A 20,510-nucleotide genomic window follows, 5' to 3' on the forward strand; every position below is an offset into this window, starting at 1 on the left:
TAGAAGCTCCATCATCCCTCATCCACGCCTGGTTTGAGATGAATGACAAGCTGGAATCATCCCTCTTTGAGCGTCTATCAAGGTCAGCATACACGGGAGTGGTGCTTTCCCTGAGTCAATTCCAAGAGACAAACCAATTCATGCCCGCCACCCTCAAAAGAGTGGTTCGGATCAGTTCAAACGAGTTAGCCTCGACTGAGGAATTCATAGACATCATCCAATCTACTAACGACAACGTGTGCGTAGTGATCGCCAGTTCGGATATGGATGTGCTTGAGACAGCGCGTTGTCATAGCCTTGAAACCTGTTTGGAATCCAGGATCACAAACGCCGAGACTCTCGAACAAGCCATTTCAGATGGGCGCCGGCACAATTTCCTCCTTCTACACTTTGCCGATCCAACCAACATTCCTATGGAACTGGTTTTAGCAGAGCTTCAGGATTCTGAGACAGTCGTCCTCAAGTCCATTGAGGAGAACGATGTCGAAGGTGCCATGGTTTCCTTAGGGGTAATGGAGAGTGGTTCTGACGGAGTCCTTTTCACCCCGAGCAGGCAGGACATCGCCGATCAATTCTTGCAAGGACTCTCTGAAGCAAAAATGCAAGCCTTGGATATCCAACCAGCACGTATTATCCGAACTTCGTCCGTTCAGATGGGCCATCGAAGCTGCATTGACGCAGTCACACTTTTCACCGAGCAGGAGGGTATTGTCGTAGGTTCTACGTCTCAGGGAGGATTCCTTTGTTGCTCCGAGGTCTTCGACCTCCCCTATATGGATAAACGACCCTTCAGAGTCAATGCTGGAGGCGTTCACAGCTACGTATACCTTTCTAATGGTCGCACTCGCTATATGTCAGAGCTAAGGGCCGGGGATGAGGTTTCCATCGTTAGCACTGACGGGACCGCCCGTAACGCAACCGTCGGACGCGTGAAGACCGAGGTGCGCCCTCTCCGTCTTTTGGAAGCAGAATTTGATACCGGCGAAAGAATCAACGTCGTCTTACAAGACGATTGGCATGTTCGAGTTTTTGGAACAGATGGAACACCAATCAACATCACTGAACTGCGCACAGGAGATGAAGTCCTTGCACACTTGACAACACCTGGGCGACACGTGGGAATACCAATCAGAGAAACAATCAAGGAAAACTGAACCACTGTTGCTCTCTTAAGAGAGCAACAGCTTACTAATGTCTGGGTGACGCTCACCACTGTCATCATTATTACCTTCCCGAGCCAACCTCCATTCGTTTACACAGGTAGAACACTAGTATTATAACAAGGGAACAACGGGCAAATTGGGTTCTTCGTCAGCTAGGTCTGTACACTGTCAATCAGTATTCGCTGAGATCAGAAACATTCAGCCCCATGGAAGATACCATGTCATCGATTTGTTTTGTCCTGAAATCTCAGCACTAGCCATTCCTGGCCAGTTTATAGGCGTTCAACTCAAGGAACCAGCCGTCACTCGACGATGGTTAAGCATCAAGGGGTGCGATAGGAGGAGAGGGCTTGTCTCAGTTTGTGTAGCAGAAACGGGAGGAGCGATAGACTCGTTTTTCCACACCACAGTGGGGGAAAACGTGAGCCTTTTAGGACCTTTGGGGAACGGCTTCCCCACTGACGACTACTCCCGGATATTACTCGTGGCTGGTGGCCATGGTTCTGCCCCGCTCTCTTTCGTAGCCACAGATGGAATCAGCAAGAACAAGAGAATGCGACTCCTCATCGGGGCAAGAAGCGCTATGGACCTCTTTCTGCCGCCCTCTTTCTTAAAATGTTGCGAACAAGTTGAAGTATTCACTGATGACGGTTCGGTAGGGAAACGTGGCTGGGTTACTGATGAAATAGAGGAACATCTTGATTGGTGCGATACCGTTTTTTCCTGTGGCCCGAATGGTCTTCTGCGAAACCTAAGTAGCTTTACCTCACCGCTTCATATTCCCGCGTTTGGAGCCGTTGAGAAGCAAATGGGGTGCGGTTGGGGAGCTTGTTTCTCCTGCGCTGTCCCCTTATTTACAGGTAGCAATCAAGGCACCGAGCTAAAACCCTTGTGTACTACAGGACCTATCTTGGATCTTTCCTCGGTTGACTGGAGCTGTCTCGACTGATGAATTCATTCTCTTTAAGTGAACTAGCTTCCCCTAGCCCGCTGGTTGCCGCATCCGGATGCTGTTCCTTCGGTGAACATCTGAGGAGAATCGGCCAAGAATCCGAGTTTGCCGTCATAACGACCGATTCCATCGCTGAACGACCCCAGGGGCAGTCAGTTTCAAGTTTCATGGAGTATTCAACTGGCTTAATCAGTGCCGTAAGCATTGGACGGACCAATGTGAGGGAATTCCTAGAAACGAAGCTTCCAGCACTTGAGAATTGCGCCACCCCTTACTCTGTATCAATATCGGGAAGCTCCATAAGTGAATATACGCGGATAGCAAAAGCACTGCACGGGAACTGTAACCCTACTTACCTAGAGGTGAACCTATCTTGGAACAACTCTATAAACGAGGACAATTCACCTTATGCCGATCCCGCAAGCGCTGGGACGGTGGTGGCCGAAATAGGCCTATCGATGAACTACAGCATTCCAATCATCACAAAACTCCCATGGCTTGCCAATGGTCTGACAACGGTGGTTCAGGAATGTGTGAATAACGGCACTTCCGCAGTATCCCTAACTGGATCAACTGTGGGAGTGGGGCTAAACCTTAAAACTCTAAAACCTGCCTTACCTGATTCGCTTGGCATCATTTCTGGACCGGCTACAAGACCTCTCGCATTGAAAGCAATCCTTGAAACCCGCAAAGCTTTTCCTGATTTGCCCCTTATCGGAGGCGGCGGCGTTGACTCTGGCCAGGCAGCCGCTCAAATGATTGCCGCTGGCGCAGATCTGGTAAGCATTGGAACCGCTCTTCTCCAAGACCCGTTCGCCGGTTCGAGAATCAATGCAGAGTTTGCTAAATTATTGACCGATCTACATACCACGTATGCTGAGCTAAAGAATTCCGCCCATTTCTAGTAGAATACTCCCCTCTCATTCCTTAGACCAATAGTCATAAAACACAGACACTGATCGCAGTATTCAACAGGACTTTTACGCTCCGGCAGGATAACGCAAGCCTACCGATCAAGGATCGACTAGCCCCAGCCTTCATCCTCCCGCAACCTAGTCTACTGCCTCAAATCATGGTTTTGCAGAAGCCATAGGCGTCTGTTTTGCACCATCCCCCTGAAATGGACTCAAGGAAAACTGGCCTACACCCTATTGTTACGCCGGTGTGTGGCAGAATGTTTCCTGTAAAATAGGGCCGTTCATAGTATTGTTTTACACGTGTCCAGTGGGGTCTAGGCCTTATGTTTACAGAAAGTGGTGAGTGTGGTGTTGTCGTCTGATGGTTTCCATATTGAAAGTCATATTGACTCTGTGCCCGCGTTGGCGCGGGTGAAAGATCTGCATGATGGGTTGTCGTCGGGGCAGCAGGCGTTGGGCAGGATTGTACAATCCTTGCTTGCTGACGCTGATGGTCTCGACGGAGCACAGTTGGCTGACTTAGCGCGGGCGGTCGAGTCGTATCGTGATGCGGTCATTGCCCAGGAGAATGCTGCCTTTAACCCTTCGCGGGGCGAAGACTAATGGGCAATGACTCTGGTTCGCATGGTCAGCGGGTGGGCTATATCCGTGTCTCGACGGTGGAGCAGAATAATCAGCGTCAAAAAGAACCGCTCAATGCTTCCGGCAGGATTGACCGGTTCTTTGAGGATAAGATTTCCGGCCGCACTAAAACAGAGCGTCCTGGGCTTGTCGAGTGTATGGCGTATGTGCGCGACGGTGACGAACTCGTCGTCTCGTCGATTGACCGTCTCGCCCGATCGCTGACGGATCTGCGCGGTATTGTTGATGAACTTACCGACAAGGGTGTGACTGTTACTTTCCTGCATGAGAATCTCGCGTTTGCGAAAGACACTACAGATCCACGCGCGGATTTAATGCTGGGTATTTTGGGTTCGTTTGCGGAGTTTGAGCGGGCCATTATCCGCGAGCGCCAGGCGGAAGGGATTGCGTTGGCGAAAAAGGCTGGCAAGTACAAAGGCCGCAAACCAGCCCTAAACCCGCAGCAGGTAGCAGAGATTAAGCAGCGCACGCTGGCGGGGGAGTCAAAGGCAGCCTTGGCGCGAGAGTTTGGGGTCACTCGCCCTACGGTGTATCGGGCGTTGAAAAACGCCTAAAGCAGCGCAGCTGTGAGGGTAAATCAGCGTGCCCGTCAGTCCTGTCATATGTCTTGCCATATGGCGGGACATATGTTTAGGCATATGTTATAGCGTATGTTCTTGTTTATGTGGGTTTAGCTGCTGGTTTTCCCTAGAGGAGCTGAAAGCAAGAGGCAAAGTAAGCCAGTATGGGGCACTCCAACTAAAATGGAGTGCCCCATACTGGCTTTAGAGAGGGGATTTACTCCTCATCAACCGGATACTTCTTTCTCATAGTCCAATCTACCCAGAACCAAATGCAGGACACGACGAGAGCCATAATCACTCTAGGACCGGTGCCTAAATCTAGGACTAAACCGAAAAATAGGCCCAAAAGTATCGTTAATACAAGAAATATGATCAAGACAAGTCTTGGATGATATTTCTTAGGTTTTAATTTCTGCATTCATGTGCTCCAACTGGATGCGGACGATCTCCCATGTTAGGTGCAACCCTAATCTGATAGCAGGTGTTGTGCTCGTATTCAGGGACGGACTTTACTGCATTAACAAGATCAAGTGCGTTTCCGAGCGTAATGAAAATTGCTTTATTTTGAATGATGCGGTGTAGTCCCCTCCCAACACTGCAAAGATAAAGCGTACGATGAGCCCAGAATAGTAATACAAGGCCTCACTGACTAGGAAAGACTATGATCGGAGCGAACACGCCCGGCGGAAAGGAGGAAGATTGCACATCAGCGCGCTCCGCATATCGAACTTCCGGAACTTCCAAAGCCTCGTGGTCGATCCGTTTCCGCGAAACGCAGTTGTCGTCGGTGAGAATGGCGTCGGCAAGAGCAACCTGCTCACCGCGCTCCAGCTAGTTCTGGATCCAACTCTCCCACGAAGTGCCCGTCGGCTGAAAGAGACGGATGTCTGCGCGGCGACCCTCGCGTCAACACCACTCGCCGACGTCGAGGTTCGTGTCGAGGTAGAGCTTCAGGGTTTTGAGGACTTGACGGGAGCGTTGAGTCAGTTCGACGGTTGGATCATCTCCAAGAGCCCGTTGACCGCCCGTGTCACGTATGTCTGGCGTATGGAACATGCGCCTGACGAGGCCGAGACCGACGCAAGTGATGTGGCTGCGCACAACTTCGTCTGGCGAATCTTCGGTGGGTCGGACGAGTCGCGGGATGCAAACCGGATTGTTGACGAGCTGCCCCTGACTGTCGTTCCAGCGCTCCGAGACGCTGCTCGAGATCTCGCAAACTGGCGCACGAGCCCTCTCGCCGCCATCGTTGAAATGCGTCCACCGTCTCGGACGGTTATCGACACAGCGCTTGCCGCCATCGCTAGTGCGACAGACAAGATCGCAGCCGACACGGCGCTATTGGCCACGGGTAACAGACTCAGAGCTCGCCTCGACAATATGAGTGGCCAGCACCTCAGTGTCGAACCCACCATGGGCGTTGCAGCGAGCCGCGGAGAGCAACTAGTCCGAAGTCTCCGACTCTTCATTGATAGCTCGCGGAGCAGAGATGTTAGCGACACCAGTACTGGTGGCGCCAATGTCGTTTACTTAGCACTTCTACTAGAACGGCTGGCCCTCCGGACGGAAGATGATACACAACTCGACTTCGTCCTTGGGGTCGAAGAGCCAGAGGCACATCTCCATCCCACCCTTCAACGGAAACTCTTCGGTTTCCTGCTCCAGGCCTACACGAAACTGGTGCTCACTACGCACAGCCCGAACATCGCCGCAGTTGCGGACCTGGCGTCAATCATCCTGCTTCGATCGGACCAGTCCACGGGGGTCACAACTGCGCGAACTGTCCCGACCGCAGACCTCACTCCAGTGGAACTCGCGGATCTAGATCGGTATCTCGACACCAGCCGAGCTGAGCTCTTGTTCGCGAAAGCAGTCGTGTTGGTTGAGGGAATCGCCGACGTGTACGTGATGCGCAGCTTGGCAGAACGGCTCGGGTTCGATCTCGATGCTTGGGGTGTTGTCGTCGCCAGCGTTCAGGGAACCGACTTTGGTCCGTATCGAAAACTCTTGGGGCCGGAGGGCTTCGACATCCCACACCTAGTGGTAACAGACGGTGATCAGGACGTGAATAATGTGACGCTGAGCGGACTTGTGCGCGCTGCCCGACTGATCGGAGGTGCCGAAGGTGAGGAATTCGAGACGAAGATTGTCGCTTTTCGAGAGGACGACTCCACGATTGATCCCGAAGCTCTGTATGCGCAAGCGGCGGCTGCGGGGATCTACGTGGGCCAGCACACCCTAGAGGTAGATCTGTGTCCGCTCTTGGGCACAGAACTCGCTCGTGCCGTCTCCGACCTCCTTAGTCCAGATGCCAGGACGGATCCGGCTCAGCGAGTCGACGACCTTCTGAACAACAACACGCCCGATACTCGCCATTCGTTACTCTTGGCCGTCGATAACGTGAGCAAGGGACGTCTCGGGCAACGGGTCGCCAACGAGATCCTCGCCCTGCCAGAGGAACACCCACTCGTGCGGTTGTCTGACGAGGAGCTCGCTGGCAATCCGTTGCGCTACATGATTGATGCGATTAACGCGGCTGCGGTAATGGTCGGAGCGCCGGTGGTCGTCAGAACGAAGGCCGGCTGATGGCTCGTTCGCCTGAGTCGGTGCGTCTGACAGAGGCTTTGGCTGCCCTGAACGACAAGCAACGAGAAGCGGCAATCCACGACGGCAACGTGGTAGTTTTCGCAGGTCCCGGTAGCGGAAAGACTCGCGTGCTTACTGTCCGTGCCGCGCATTTGCTGGCTACATCGGTACCCCGCCGGTCGGCGCTTGCGACGATCACCTTTACTAACGCCGCAGCCGACGAGATGCGAGCACGCCTCGGACGCCTAGGGCTACCGCAATCACGGCGTGTCACAATCGGCACAGCCCATGCGTTTTGTCTCAATGAGATTCTCCTTGCCCACCGAGAGCTTCTGCCACGAGAGATTCCCGGCACTGTCAAGATCCTGTCCGAGGAAACGGCAAGGAGAGTGGCGTCGGAAATCCTAAGCGAGCATGGAATCGAGAACAATTTTGATGCGAGGGCCGCACTGACCCGGGCACGCCGTTCAATCGCAGTTGATGGCACCGATTTAGTCGGCGAACCCTTTCGAACGGTTGCGGAAGCATATTCGCAGACTCTCCTCGATCGTGGGGTGCTTGATTTTGAGGAAGTCGTCATTCGAGCCTTGGAAGCTCTTAGGGATCCGACCATCCTCAGTCTGGTAACGAATCGGTTCACCCACCTCCTCGTTGACGAGTACCAGGACATGGGAGTCGTACTGCACTCGATCGTCACCATGCTAAATGATGCCGGGACGGAGGTTTCGGCTGTGGGTGACCCGAACCAAAGTGTCTTGGGCTTCACCGGTGCTAGCCCTGCCTTTCTGCTTGAACTTAGTGAACGCCCAGGCTTTGAAACTATCAAGCTGGATTTGAACTACCGCTCGGCGGCATCGCTGGTTGCGGCGGCCGCAGGGTTTGTGGCGTCGACAACGCCAGTTCAGCGAAACGTTCGAGAAGCTGAGGGCGTCATTCGTCACGTCTCAGTTGAGGGAGATCAATCGGCGCACGCTTCGCGAGCTGTTGCCCTCGTGCAGGATCAAGTGTTGGCGGGTGTACCCCCTGGGGAGATCGCGTTGCTCTACCCGAGAAAGGGGCCATTCCTGACAGCTCTCCTCGTAGAGCTTAAACGTCAAGACGTCGAGTACTTCCACGACCGCGCCGACGTGATCCCGAAAGGTCCGCTTGCGCGATGGATCTCACGTTGTGCGTTGCGAAGCACGAAGTCAGATACGCCAGGCGCGCATCTTCCGATTGATATTACGATCCCCGCGCTGGCGCGCGATCTCGGGAGGCTCTCACAGAACACGACTCGGGAGTTCAGGCGCAGCCGTGGTCGCCAGCTCGCCGAGTTCTTTTCGTTGCACTGCGCGCCCGAACTGACCGCAAGCGATTTTACTGACGCGCTCGCCAATGCTCTCGATATCCGAGGATTGATTGACGCCTTACAGGACGAGACGGACCAGGAGGACTTTCAGAAGCTCCTCAATCTGACGGATGTGCCGGTCTATGGCTTAGCGTCCAGCATTAGCCCGACGGCGGTCACCGTGACGACGTATCAGTCGGCGAAAGGGCGGGAGTTTGATGTGGTTATCATGCCGGGTTTGGTTGAAGGTAGCGTCCCGCGGTGGGCGCCCACCGGTCCTCCCACTTGGAAACACGAGCCGCCCAATCAGAAGTCTGTTGCCGAGGAGAGGCGGGGGTTCTATGTGGCAATCACACGTGCGCGCAACGAGTTGTACCTGATCACTGGTAGTGGCTGGACGAACAAGGGCGGCTTCTGGCAACTTCAGCATGAAGGGCCAAGCAGGTACGTCCTGGAGCTCTTGGGGGACACGTCGAATAGACCACCATCCAAGTTCTGATGCCGGCGAGCGCGACCGCACGCAAGGTCCCTGAGGCCGTTCGTCTTACAGAGCCGAGCCCCAGTCTACCGAGGTAGATGTCATCATTCGTAGACCAGAGGCAGAACGAGTGCACGGACGCCCGGCCGGATCAGCAAGTACCAGGAGAGGCTCCTCGCGGTTCTGCGACCGATCCCTCAGCAGGCGCGCGCCGAGCTCTTCTACTTGGCGGCGGTGCCGGTTCAGCGCCTAGACGGTCGATACAACGAAGTCGAGATGCATCGGCACGTCCTCTGACGGCCATGTCGGTTGCCGAGTATCCGTCTTTTTCTGGAAAGCGAGGACACGACGTCCGCTGTCGTCGACCAGCACCAGCCAGTCGGCGTCGTCCTCTCCGCTCTTCGCTGGCGGCGCATCGCCTGGGCGGTATCGCAGACCGAGAAGGATCCGGTAGAACTCAGCCAGTGCCCGACAGTTGGGAGCGTCGACTGCCGTGTGGAGTAAGCGTGGCAAGTCCGTCATTGGTGATGCCGTGGATGTGGGAGTTTTTAATCTGCTTGCCGTCAAGATTAATCAACGTGTGCCATTGGTCGACAAGCCGGAAAGATTCATCAAAGCGGGCGACGGCGAGTTCAATGATGCGATCGTAGCGCTTGTTAAACCCCGTGGTCTCTGTGTCAATGATGGCAAAGACTGGCCTGCCCGCCTGCGGGTGGGCAGCGTTGTCTAGGTGGGTGAGAGTCTCGCGAAGCCTGGGTTTACCAAGGGGTAAAACAACGACCCCAAGCGCAAGGCTTGGGGTCGTGGGGTATGGTGCGCCAATCTACATCGACGCTCACGGTTCTAAGTATATCATTAACCTCATGAAGACCAAAAGTGAACTGGACACAATGCTTGGAGCTGCTCGTTTCGAAACGTACTACATGGCCGCAGGAAAAGATATAGAAAAGGCCGTAGCACTGTACCGCTGGAATACTCGACTGGCGGGGGCTTTACACTCTCAGCTGTCTTACTTTGAGGTTCTAACACGCAACGCTATGAACAACGCACTTCAAGACTGGAACGATAAGGAAAAAGGCTCCAGAGACTGGTCCCTTGAACACCAATCAGCACAGCTTTTATACGACATGTTCAAAGGGCCAATGGGACAGGCTAGAAAATGGGCTCGGAAAGAATCTCAGCGTCGCCGCAATGGACACGCGCGCAAGAACGCTCCGCTCAGCCATGATGATGTAATAGCCCAACTCACATTAGGTAATTGGTCGAATCTTCTCGGAGAAGCGTTGCCAGACCATCGTCCAAACGCAAAAATACTGTGGAAAGAGTGCTTACACCACGCCTTTCCCCGCGTTGACCTTAAGGACCAATCGAGGGAAAACATTGGGAAGAAAATCGAAAGACTGACACGTCTACGCAACCGAGTATCACACCAAGAAAACCTCTTGGAAACCAACATCCGAGGACGACTCAACGACCTTCTGACAGTACTTAAAGCCATCGACGCTAGCTACCCTGCCTGGGCTATGACAGATTCTCAAGTGCGACGGGTAGCGCAAGAAGATCCTCGCAAAAGTTGGAGGTAAGGCGTCCCTGGATCCCCACAAGGTCTATCCTTGCAGTTGGGCAAAGATTCTTTCGTTAAAGTCATAGACGTATGGTCCCCACTTTTGTATTGCATTTAGCAATGCTTGGTCATCAAGTCCGACGGACGTATCGACCACGGCCCGCGTATAAAGCTCGACATGTTCTCCGGAGTCGAGGACAAATGCCGTGGGCGCTGGTTCAAAAACATGGAGCTGATTAACAGCCTGAGTCAGTGCCGTACTCAAAGCCGGATGCTGGTTATTGAGCGATGAACCAATGGTAAAGCGCAGTTCGTTTTCTGCCACTTCAATATCCAAGAATTGCCCGCCAATACTTGTTTCTACCACTTGAAAGTTGCCTGCCATACGAGTCTCCGGCATTACTCCGGTAAGACGTGCCATACACATTGCAACTCTCTCAGCAGTAACGCTTTCACACTTTTGTGCATCGGGGGACGCAACATCGGTAAAGATATCCAACACCTCGCCTTGTGGTTGAAGGTGTGCGGGTACAGAAGTTGTATTGCTGGAAGAGATAATTGAATAGGCGAGCGCTTGCGCATACCACTGCTCCACCTCGTCAAGGCTTCGACGCCACCATGCCTGCAGCCGCGCAGCTGTCAGGAATTCTCCAACTAGTAGAGATGCCTTTGCCTGTATGTGCCCCTCGCTGACAACGAAGCGGCATAGACCTGTCGAAGATTGTTGCAAGGCACTGATCAGTGCCAACGCGGTCATTTCATCTGAAACAAGACCAGGAATGAAAAAAGTTGCCTCTGCCGATTCATACTCATGGTTAGCTCTGATAAAAGCCTGCAGTCCATCGATGGGGAGGTTTCTCGTGATCTGACCGGTCTCAGTACCGAGATACACGTGGTGGCCAAGATCTGCGAGGGCAACTGCGTATGCATTGATTGTTGTAGGAATGTTCATCTCTAACTCATCCTTGCTCTGAGACAGGGATCGATGACCAAGCTCGGATAGGGCCGTCATGAAGTCCCTGGAAGAACTGATACTTCTCTAGAGGGATACGCGCCGGCGGATCGTAGTCTTTCGCTTCTACCAATTGATCCTCATAAGAATCTGCAACCTGCGCCGGAGTTAAGCGCACTAGATAGCCTTCTGCCCCATAAAAGGCATCGTCATACGGGGACACACCCAGCGGCGCGAGGATGTCTTCGACCTGCTTTTCTCCAAACTGGGACCACATAATCCGCGCGTGCTCATCGGTAAAAGAATCTTCCGGAAACTCAGTGACCTTTGGCAAGGAATCAAAATCAAAACCGTAGTCTTTAAACGGTTCGGTTTGATCAGAAAGAAACCTCATATATCGATACCACCGGCCATTGGAATTTTTAGCAGTTTCATTTGTCAGACAGCGGTATACATAGCAATCGAGGTAAGTTTCATAAGGTTTCGAAGGAATCGCACGCATCGAAAAACGAAGCATTCCATAGCCTGCTCGGCGGGAAAAAGTTTCATCAGTGTTGTCTACCCATGGTTCATGCTCTATAGAAATGTAGTACGGGATCTGCGGCGTAATTTCTTGCTGGAGTGCAAGGTCGTAAGAAAACTCGGCAATTCCTGGGAGCTTAGTTGATTGTGGGAATGAGCATGGCCCGAATACAGCCGTCCACTCCGAGTTAGTAGGAACAAAAACAAACTGAAGAATATGATTCTGTGGCTTGATTAGTCCTGCTAGTTGGTTTCTGCCAGCCGCTACTTTTTTGACATGAACGTTGCACTCGACCTTGTGATTTTCCCTGTAAAGATAGGGTTTTGCATAAGGGCTATCGAAACCTGACGCCCACTTCTCAAACTCCTTGACGACAGTTTCAATTGGAAATCGAAGGAGTTTTACTTCGTACGATATAGGTGCGATGGACTCGGTGAAAAACTTCTTCATTAACCTTCACTCCTTTCATGTTCTCGATCCCACGTGTGCTCTGGATAATCAAAAATTGCTGAAGATCCATAGGCTTGCGCAAGAGGGTAGCCTGCATTAATTAGCGTGGCACGTCCGGTGAGGAAATCTCTATTGAAAGGATCTAGCCCAAAAAGATGCGCGCAGTCAGCCAGATCCTGGGTAGTAAACCGTTTCCGTAAAGGTCCTTTCTTAGCTTTTAGTCTTTCCAACCCAGGGAAGTGAAATTCTTCCGCCTCTGGCCATTGTGTAAATGCTTGAAACCTTGACTCGCCTTCACCGATGCCTACGTCGAAGAATTGCTCGCCTCGATTTTCGGGTACTGATTCTGAAAGTCCAATAGCGGCATGGATGTCATAGGAGTGGACCGTGAGGTTCTTAGTGCCAGTGCGTGAGCCGAGTGCGTCCTCTAGCTCTCGCTCGTCAGGATGGTCCTGGATAAGCACCTGGGTCATTCCCGGGACGAAAGGAATCGATCCAACAAGTCCAATGAAACTCAGAAACTGTTCGTATTCCATAGGCCTATCGCACAGGAACCATACCCATTCAGGATTCTTGGTTTCCAGGACTGCTGCCCAACGGCGAGGAATATTCGGATCCCGTACCCCAAGGCGCAGTGCATTGGGAAGGTCATCGACCGTCGTGTCAATCTCTACATATTGCTGTGACCAGTAACTGTTGGCAGCACCTTCAGGCGTGATGAAAATTCGCGAGCGTGAAGCCGCCTCTACGGCATAGTCGTAGGGAAGTTTTAGGAACAATTGGTCATAGGAATATGGCGCAAACAGATAATCAATATCTCGTCGAAGGTAAAGGTTCATTCTCATACCATTCCAAGTTAGGGGTTGTAGCTATCTACTGCTTTTCGATTGGCCGTGATGACTTTCATGAGGTCGTCGGATTCGTCGATGTCGTCGAGTGTAAGAAGCCAGACGTCTGCATTCGGATTGGCATCCAATAGTTGGCGTGCATGGTGAAACGCACGTGGTGCAGGAGGTCGATCAAACTCCGTCTTTATTGACCGGCCAGAGCTATCGACAATATTAACGTCAGGGCGTCCGCGACTAAGAGTCTTTAGAACCTTTTTGTCAAGTTTTTCATCGTAGACAAAATCAACATCACGCTGATTTAATCGTGCAGCCGATGCGCCTCGCTTCTGTGCGAATAATACTTGCATCTGGGCAAACTGGTTTTGCGCGGAGGTTTTCCCAACTGTTCGCTTATGCAGATCCAATGGTTTAGGAGCATTCCGCAAACCAATTTTATTTAGGATATGCGGCTGAGTTACTGGGACTTGAATTACTGAATTTGCAACCTTATCTTGGAGGCTCGAAATTGCCGCAATGACTTGCGTCTCCTTTGTCTTGTACCCAAAGGCCATGATTTCAGAAGCTTTAATATCGCTTAGCGGTGTTGTCCTGTCCCATTTCATGAACACGTTAAGTTCATCTGGGTTATCTGCCTCAGCAATGCTCTGCAGATAACCCAGATGAACTTCTAGGCTTAGCCACCAGCCTCAAAGAGCGGCGGGAAGGCGTTCAATAAAGGAAAATCCCCAGTACTTCAACATTTCCTGTAACGATACGGGCTACCGGAGATCCCCTGCTGGTGTCAAAGCTCGGTAATTAAGGAAAGGTTTCCTTCACGTGAGGTTCTATCTAACTGTCTGGCGGCAGGGAAACCGTATATTGCTTATGGCGTGACCCCTACTCCGGAATCGCCCCTTCAGATCGGAGCGCTCTCAGATGTCGTTTCACGGTCACCTCTGACAATCCTGTGAAGTGCCCCAGGTTTTCCCATCTACTCAAACGGAAAAACCTGGGGCACTTCATGATTCTTTTTGCTTTTGGGGGTGGTGTCGGTGAGGATTTTGTGTGTGCTGGTTGGCGTGAGGTGTTTCGGGGCAACCAAATCTATTGATTTGGGCGGCAGCCCAACGAGCCGTAAGGCGAGGCGGGAGCATAAACCGTAACCCGTAGTGAACGGTTTTGTTGGTTGATCAGCTGGGGATATAGATCTACAGGGATATAGTTATAAGCGACCTGGGAAAATAGGTAAACCCGCAGGTAAACCCCTGTGAATAACCTTGGGTTGTGTGGTAAATCAGCGCAGAGTGTGTGGTAAATCAGCGCAGAGTGTGTGGTAAATCAGCGCAGAGTGTGTGGTAAATCAGCGCACGGGAAATGGGGTTGTGTGGTAAATCAGCGCAGCTTTACCAGGGGAAATGGGGTTGTGTGGTAAATCAGCGCAGAGTGTGTGGTAAATCAGCGCAAGCTGCTCGGGGAGGGTTTGTATCGGTAAATATGCGCAGTTTGCTTTTGGGTAAAAAGAAAGCGCCCCGTAGGGCGCGAGTCTTCCGTGTTCTGCTTAGTTGAGTTCGGGGCGTGGTGGTTTCTGCTGAACTGATGGGGCGGTTCTGGTGACGGTTACTCCGTCCGTGTCGGCTTCGATGCCGGCGTTAGGCCACGCTGTCTTTAGCTCCTGGACAGCCTTTTTAATTTCTTTGCGGAAGTTCTGTCGCGCGTCGTTGGAGTCTAAAGCTTTGGTGGCGAAGTTTGCGGCGATCATGTCCCAGGTGAATGTGTAGGAGTCGCGGTTGTTTTTGGCCAGCCAGTATTGCTTTACGGTAAGCCAGATGTAGAGGTCCATGGCTCGTGGTTTGTTGAGCTCGCGTAGGACGTTGAGGTCGATGGGGATGGGGGATTCTGCAATGTGCTTGAAGAACTGGGGAGTGAGTTTGAGGTAAGACTCAATGAAGCTGCCCTGGTTGGGGTCGCGTGAATCGAACCAAAGATCCCATTCCTCCATGATCTGGGTGTTACGTCCGCGTGCGTGAACGCCGTCGTCGCTTTTAACGGTAATCATTGAACCAGCAAGGCGTAGAAGTTGTTCACGTAGAATGGTGAGATTTCCTCGTCTTCCACCGTTTGCTCTGGTGGGAACTCCGATTGCTTGGAGAAAGTGGTTCATCGAGTGGCCTAGTGGAATGCGGCAGGCTTCGTCGATGGTTAGGGCGCCGTCTTTGACTTTTCCTGCGTTGGCTACGGCTCGGGTAATGACGTAGGCCATGATGAGGCGCGGGTACTTGCCGTAGGGGAGTCCTTCGTCTGAGTAGACGACGATTTTTCCAGAGGGGGTTTCGATAACTCGCTTGTCGTCGTCGGTTTTGCGGTAGGGGAAGAGTGCTTGAACGAAGAGTTTAGAGGTGTAGCCGACGTCTTGGGCTTGCAGGAGTTCTTGTGCGGCGTCGTGTTCTTGCCTGCGGGCTAGTTCCTTGACTGCTTCGAGCTTTGCGCGGCGCTCGTCTGGGGTGTGTGGGGGCTGCATGGTGCCGTAGTCTCCTTTCGGATTATCGACACCGCCCATGTTGTGCTTTGCTCACTGTCCGTATGGAAGTGGTAAAGTCTTAACCGACACGGTCGGTGTCTTTTTCGTTTTGGACCCCCGCTAGAGTTGCAGCTCGATGATGCGGGGGTTTCCTCATGTTTTGAGGAATGTGCGCGCCCTGGACTTGAACCGAGGGTGTGTGCCGCTCGCGCTGCGCGCCCCACGAGTGTGAGGCGCGGCTTTTTATTTTCTCCGCCTATTAAATCACATCAGTGTGACTTACTGAGGATTTAGTAATGGTGGCGGCTTTTGCCAAGAAGCCTTATCGGCTGTTTGCTTTGATGAAGCTTGCTCGGAACCTAAGGCATTAGTGGAGTCACTCTTGTTCTTCGGGCTCGTCTTTTAGCCCGTTGAGCATTATTTGGTTAAACAAGTTGTTGATTGTCTTCTCTTCGAAGTCTGCAGCCACTTGATTCCAATGGAATTCTTCTAGTTTGGGAAGCATGGCTGTAATAGCCATTTTTAAGTAGAAACCTCGACTACGTCCTGTCCTATCGCAGAGAGCGTCGAGTCGTTCAATGATTTCATCTGGCATCCGTACAGACACCACACGTCCGGAAGGGTGGGGTGCTTGTTTCATATGCAGTATCCTCTCCTTGGCAGCAAGGGTAAACATTGTTTACCCTTGCTGCCACTCTTGGTTCTGTCGATAGAATTGTTTGATCGACACTGTGTAAACAATGTTTACCATACGTAAGACTGGAGGAGTCTTCTCAAACTCTTTAACAGCATCATGAGCGGCGCGCGCCACAGAGAGGGAGGACGCCTCCGTGGGCGCACTGCCATTTATCAATTCCATCAACGACTTTTCCGACTGGTGGCAGTTAGCACCCTTCGCCTTGCCAGTCTGGATGCTCATTGCCCAGATACGACGCGCAGGACTGGTGGCAGGAATCATCAGAGCGTTAGGCGGAGTAATCGCCTGGGTAATCATCTGGTTCTTCCTCACCTTCCTCGGCGTGATGGTTTGCTCCATGGCTGACCACTACGAGCGCGCTACGGACGAGACTAACGACTCGCCCTACTCCAACACGTACGAAGACGCGCCCGCCAACCCTGGCGAGTATTACGACCCGAACGAGCAACAGTAGCTGCAGCCGCTAACGTCGAAGACTGACTTTCTCTCTACTGACTACTGGTCACTATTCTCATCGGCATCATCGCCGCCAGCGCCACTAAGGGCGCTGGCGGCTTCGTCGTTGTCCCGGCCCTCATCATTGCCAGCGTGCGACTCATCGTCTCCAGAGGAGTCCTCCGCACTAGGGGAGGACTCCTTAGCAGTCTTGAGCATGGCGTTGAAATCGCGCTGGCTTACACCGACGAGCTCGCGCACGAGTTCTTTAGATTCGCCTAGGTCGATAACTGCTTGCGAGGCGTGACCAATCTTCTCGTTGAGATTCTCACGCTGGTCGATAAGCGACGACAGGGAGTTGAGCTTCTTCTTGCGGTCGCGCAGCTTGCGCTGTTCCTCTTCGAGATGCTGCCGCAGTTTCTGACGCTTCTTCAAACTTCTACTTGCGGTAACCATAACCCCACAATGCCATCCCACACACCGTCCCGAACCTGACACAAACACCACGCGGGAAGCTCGGCGCAATCAGAAGAAATCAGTGGACTATTCCCGCAGGTTTTAAAGCCGCTGCAGGTCTGCAGCGGCGGGCGCGAGCGCCCTTTTCACAACACACTATTGGCACTCTTAGTGTTAATCGGGTTTTGGCTGCTAGACTAGGGCGCATGATGACCCTGCGCGTAGTCAACAGCGGAACAGGTTATGAGTACCTGTTGCGCTCTGTGGCTACCAATGATGGGCCGACAGACGCGCCAAGTTTGTCGAAGTATTACGACGCGAAAGGTACCCCTCCAGGCCGTTGGTTAGGCTCTGGCTTGGCCGGTTTGAACACCGAAACGGCCACCCAAGGTGGGGAAGTTACCGAGTCGCAAATGGCCGCGTTATACGGCGAGGGCCTGCACCCGGACGCGGATATGAAGATGTCCGAAGGGCAGAAAATCAAGGACGTACAACTGGGTCGACCGTTCGCTAACTTCACTAACGATGTACCGGTCTTGGTGGCACTTCGTGACGCGGAGCGCCGCCACCGGCAGACAACAGGCACGCTGATGAGCAAGCAAGAGCGAGCCGAATTAGTGCAGAATATTGGCCGAGAATTCTTCATTGAAGAACACGGAGTCGAGCCGCAATCAGGCCGGGAAATTGTCAACTGGGTCAACGGTCTTAAAGACAACGTGCGCCAATCTGTGTCGGGTTTTGATATGACTTTTTCGCCTGCGAAGTCGGTGTCTGTGGTGTGGGCGTTGTCTGATGAAGAGACAGCGCGGCGCATTGAAACGCTTCATCACCAGGCCGTCAAAGAGGCTATGGCATGGGCAGAAGACAACGTGTTTTTCACTCGTTCCGGCAAGCAAGGGCGCGAACAAGTCAAGACGAAAGGCGTTATCGCCTCTGAGTTTAAGCACTACGATACGCGCGCAGGAGACCCGGATCTGCACTCGCACGTACTGGTATCTAACAAGGTTCAGGCCGAAGACGGACGCTGGCTATCGCTTGATTCCAAAGCACTACACAAGCAGGCTCAAGCTATTTCGCACCGCTATGACTCCATCTTGAACACCCTGCTTTCTAACGAGATGGGCTACACTTTCACCGCCTGCGACCATGGGGTAAACAAGGAACCCACGTGGGAGATCGACGGTATTTCCGCCTCGTTGATGGAGTCTTTTTCTAAGCGTCGACGCGGCGCACAGCCGGTCTACAAGCGACTGGTGGAAGAGTTTGTTGCCGCGCGTGGAGCTACGCCGAACTCGGTTCAAGTGGGTCGTTTGTGGCAGCAAGCTATCCTGGAAACCCGTGACGCGAAGCGTGAACCAGAAAGCCTCACAGAGCTTCGTGCAGGCTGGAAAAACGAAGTATCCGCTCGCGAAAACGGCGCAGAAGAACTAGCTGCAATCAACCAACTTGCCGCAGATTCTGGCCGTGATGAGCGGCCACTGTTTGACGCCGAGGCCCACCTTTCGGGTCTTATCGACGAGGTTTTAGACACCGTTGTCAGGCGTCGTTCCTACTTTCGCACCTCCCATGTAGCTACTGCTACGGGTGGAAAACTCCAAGGCTATCGCTTTGACTCTCTTTCCGAGCGCGACCTTATCCATGCCACTGTGGTGGAGGCTATTGTGCGCGATAAGGCCATTTCCTTGAATGATTTTGACCTCCTGGAACTTCCCGAAGCTCTGAAAAATACGGCAGGTAAAGCCCGCGATACCCGCGCTGATAGTGAGCTTTATACCACCCAGGACATCCTCGATACCGAAGACAAAGCACTGGCCGCACTCAACGAACCGGTGGCTGCATTCGCACCATTTGCAGCGATTGATAAAGCACTGGATGAACACGAAGCAGAGGCTGGGTTCCGCCTTAATACAGGGCAGGAATCCATGGCCCGTTACCTACTTACCTGCGGCACACTGGCCGCTACCGGCGTTGGCCCTGCAGGTACCGGCAAGACCGCGTCTATGCGCCTTGTCGCCAACGTCTGGGCCAACCAGGGCCGCAATGTGATTGGCCTAGCCCCGTCTGCGCAGGCGGCAGATGTGTTGTCTCAAGACTTAGGCTTTGACGCTTTTACCATCGACAAACTCACCTACACCTGGCGTGGAAACCACCCCACAAAGCCCGGCCATAGCCTCAAAGACCTTCCAGTAGCCATTAACGCAGGCGACATGATCATCGTCGACGAGGCCGGCATGGCCTCGACCCCTAACATCGGCTCACTGCTAGAAATCGCCGAAGAAGCAGGCGCAGTCGTGCGCTTTATTGGTGACCATAAACAGCTCGGCGCGGTCGAAAACGGCGGACTTTTCGGAGCAATGGTCAACGCTTCTGGCCGCACTGATAATCAACTCTCCGAAGTCGTGCGCTTTGGCGGAGATAGTGAGCAATCTGCTACCAGCTTGCGCTTGCGCGAGGGCGATTCTTCTACTTTCGACTTCTACGCTAAGCGTGGTTGGGTCAATGGTGGCGCACGCAGCGACATGCTGGATAAGGCCGCAGCAGACTACTTGGCGGATATTTCCAGCGGTAAAACCAGCCTTCTTATTGCTGCCACCAACCGCGATGTGGCAGAACTCAACGAGACAATCCGCGCCCACTACATCACCGTGGGCGATGTAGACACCACCATGGAAGCCCAGCTTTCTAAAGGGGAAAAAGCAGGTCTAGGCGATACGATCCTGGCGCGCAAAAACCAGACTTTCTACGACGACGACACCGCAACGAGCACCCGTATTAACAACGGAACGCTGCTAACCGTCACCGGAATTGCCGAGAACGGCAGTATCACCGCCCGCAACACGGCAACCGGCGAGGAGCTGTGCCTTCCGGCAGACTACGTTCGCGACAATGTGCAGTTAGGCTACGCTGCTACCGTCCACCGCGCCCAGGGCAGCACCGTGGACTGCACCCGCGCGGTCATCGACCACCACGTCGATAGAGCCGGGCTGTATGTTGCACTGACCCGAGGAAAAATCGCCAACTACATCTATGCTGTGACCGAACATCAGCTAGATGAACTTGCCGAGGAAGGCCACTACCACTACCAAGGCATAGACCACGCCCCGAGCACAAGGGACGTCTTCGACAAGGCAATCTCGCGCGATACCACCCCGAAGGCTGCACGCGAGGTCATAACCGAGGTCGTCGACGAGCAGACCTCACCCGATCGCATGATGGGCCTGTGGCTCATGGGCAAAGACGAGGCCACCAACGACTTCATCGACGCCTACCTTCCCGACTGGATCGACACCCTACCCGGCACCCTTTCCCGAAAGATTGAAACCAGCGACGACGGTGTAGAACCCATCCGCCACGGCTGGGCAAGGCTTATTGACGCGGGCATTGACCCGCGCACCGTCATGGACGCTGCTACTCGCGATATTGACAACGCCCATGATCCGGCACGGCTTATCCGCTACCG

The 20,510-nt window shown here is 53.2% G+C and carries 19 protein-coding genes; 10 read left to right on the forward strand and 9 right to left on the reverse strand.

The annotated features are described in order from the left end of the window. Positions 1-38: 38 nt before the first annotated feature. The 7 genes from WMP96_RS10145 to WMP96_RS10170 all read left to right on the forward strand — a co-directional run bounded on the left by WMP96_RS10145 (position 39) and on the right by WMP96_RS10170 (position 8,649). Positions 39-1,154, forward strand: coding sequence for a 3-dehydroquinate synthase II (locus WMP96_RS10145; RefSeq protein ID WP_340433269.1), 1,116 nt, complete (start codon positions 39-41; stop codon positions 1,152-1,154). A gap of 817 nt (positions 1,155-1,971) precedes the next feature. Further along, positions 1,972-2,112, forward strand: a complete 141-nt coding sequence (locus tag WMP96_RS11775) for an iron-sulfur cluster-binding protein (protein WP_366918726.1) — start codon at positions 1,972-1,974, stop codon at positions 2,110-2,112. Then, complete coding sequence (locus tag WMP96_RS10150; RefSeq protein WP_340433272.1) at positions 2,112-3,020, forward strand: hypothetical protein; 909 nt, start codon at positions 2,112-2,114, stop codon at positions 3,018-3,020. The genes WMP96_RS11775 and WMP96_RS10150 overlap by 1 nt, the downstream gene beginning before the upstream one ends. Before the next feature lie 486 nt (positions 3,021-3,506). Continuing rightward, the gene (locus tag WMP96_RS10155) at positions 3,507-3,635 is read left to right on the forward strand and encodes a hypothetical protein (protein WP_340433275.1); all 129 of its coding nucleotides are present in this window, start codon (positions 3,507-3,509) and stop codon (positions 3,633-3,635) included. After that, positions 3,635-4,228 carry a recombinase family protein gene (locus tag WMP96_RS10160; protein ID WP_340433278.1) on the forward strand — a complete coding sequence of 198 codons (594 nt, stop codon included), beginning with the start codon at positions 3,635-3,637 and terminating at the stop codon, positions 4,226-4,228. Before WMP96_RS10155 ends, WMP96_RS10160 begins: the two co-directional genes overlap by 1 nt. A 708-nt stretch (positions 4,229-4,936) precedes the next feature. Then, positions 4,937-6,823: an ATP-dependent nuclease gene (locus WMP96_RS10165; protein ID WP_340433281.1), complete on the forward strand. Its 1,887-nt coding sequence runs from the start codon at positions 4,937-4,939 to the stop codon at positions 6,821-6,823. Then, complete coding sequence (locus tag WMP96_RS10170; RefSeq protein WP_200445587.1) at positions 6,823-8,649, forward strand: ATP-dependent helicase; 1,827 nt, start codon at positions 6,823-6,825, stop codon at positions 8,647-8,649. Before WMP96_RS10165 ends, WMP96_RS10170 begins: the two co-directional genes overlap by 1 nt. Before the next feature lie 228 nt (positions 8,650-8,877). On the opposite strand, the gene WMP96_RS11780 is transcribed toward WMP96_RS10170, so the two are convergent. Both WMP96_RS11780 and WMP96_RS10175 read right to left on the reverse strand, forming a co-directional pair. Further along, on the reverse strand, positions 8,878-9,150 hold the full coding sequence (locus WMP96_RS11780) for a VOC family protein (RefSeq protein ID WP_411776489.1): 273 nt from the start codon (positions 9,148-9,150) through the stop codon (positions 8,878-8,880). Beyond that, positions 9,086-9,451, reverse strand: a complete 366-nt coding sequence (locus WMP96_RS10175; RefSeq protein ID WP_325168057.1) for a 3'-5' exonuclease — start codon at positions 9,449-9,451, stop codon at positions 9,086-9,088. Before WMP96_RS10175 ends, WMP96_RS11780 begins: the two co-directional genes overlap by 65 nt. Before the next feature lie 40 nt (positions 9,452-9,491). On the opposite strand from WMP96_RS10175, the gene WMP96_RS10180 reads away from it, so the two are divergent. Next, positions 9,492-10,211, forward strand: a complete 720-nt coding sequence (locus WMP96_RS10180) for an Abi family protein (protein ID WP_200445585.1) — start codon at positions 9,492-9,494, stop codon at positions 10,209-10,211. A gap of 24 nt (positions 10,212-10,235) precedes the next feature. Here the strand turns inward: WMP96_RS10180 and WMP96_RS10185 are convergent, their stop codons facing one another. The 6 genes from WMP96_RS10185 to WMP96_RS10210 form a co-directional block, all read right to left on the reverse strand. Then, positions 10,236-11,144 carry a hypothetical protein gene (locus WMP96_RS10185; protein WP_340433292.1) on the reverse strand — a complete coding sequence of 303 codons (909 nt, stop codon included), beginning with the start codon at positions 11,142-11,144 and terminating at the stop codon, positions 10,236-10,238. 7 nt (positions 11,145-11,151) lie between these two features. Then, positions 11,152-12,117 carry a hypothetical protein gene (locus WMP96_RS10190; RefSeq protein ID WP_340433294.1) on the reverse strand — a complete coding sequence of 322 codons (966 nt, stop codon included), beginning with the start codon at positions 12,115-12,117 and terminating at the stop codon, positions 11,152-11,154. Beyond that, positions 12,117-12,956 (reverse strand): hypothetical protein, encoded by an 840-nt coding sequence (locus WMP96_RS10195; protein ID WP_340433297.1) that lies wholly within the window; start codon positions 12,954-12,956, stop codon positions 12,117-12,119. The genes WMP96_RS10190 and WMP96_RS10195 overlap by 1 nt, the downstream gene beginning before the upstream one ends. A gap of 17 nt (positions 12,957-12,973) precedes the next feature. Further along, entirely contained in the window at positions 12,974-13,573 is a 600-nt protein-coding gene (locus WMP96_RS10200) for a hypothetical protein (RefSeq protein ID WP_340433300.1), read from the reverse strand. 929 nt (positions 13,574-14,502) lie between these two features. Next, entirely contained in the window at positions 14,503-15,462 is a 960-nt protein-coding gene (locus tag WMP96_RS10205) for a replication protein RepA (protein WP_340433303.1), read from the reverse strand. 376 nt (positions 15,463-15,838) lie between these two features. Continuing rightward, positions 15,839-16,138, reverse strand: coding sequence for a ribbon-helix-helix domain-containing protein (locus tag WMP96_RS10210; protein WP_340433305.1), 300 nt, complete (start codon positions 16,136-16,138; stop codon positions 15,839-15,841). A gap of 154 nt (positions 16,139-16,292) precedes the next feature. On the opposite strand from WMP96_RS10210, the gene WMP96_RS10215 reads away from it, so the two are divergent. Next, a complete protein-coding gene (locus WMP96_RS10215; RefSeq protein ID WP_340433307.1) occupies positions 16,293-16,613 on the forward strand; it encodes a hypothetical protein in 321 nt (106 codons plus the stop codon). Between the two features lie 41 nt (positions 16,614-16,654). On the opposite strand, the gene WMP96_RS10220 is transcribed toward WMP96_RS10215, so the two are convergent. Next, the gene (locus WMP96_RS10220) at positions 16,655-17,029 is read right to left on the reverse strand and encodes a 3-deoxy-D-manno-octulosonate 8-phosphate phosphatase (protein ID WP_340433310.1); all 375 of its coding nucleotides are present in this window, start codon (positions 17,027-17,029) and stop codon (positions 16,655-16,657) included. 227 nt (positions 17,030-17,256) lie between these two features. Here WMP96_RS10220 and mobF point away from each other — a divergent pair. Further along, the coding region (gene mobF, locus WMP96_RS10225; RefSeq protein WP_340433313.1) for a MobF family relaxase at positions 17,257-20,510 on the forward strand (3,254 nt) is incomplete at its 3' end.

This window comes from Corynebacterium sp. KPL4035, assembly GCF_037908325.1.
Lineage (GTDB): Bacteria > Actinomycetota > Actinomycetes > Mycobacteriales > Mycobacteriaceae > Corynebacterium > Corynebacterium kefirresidentii.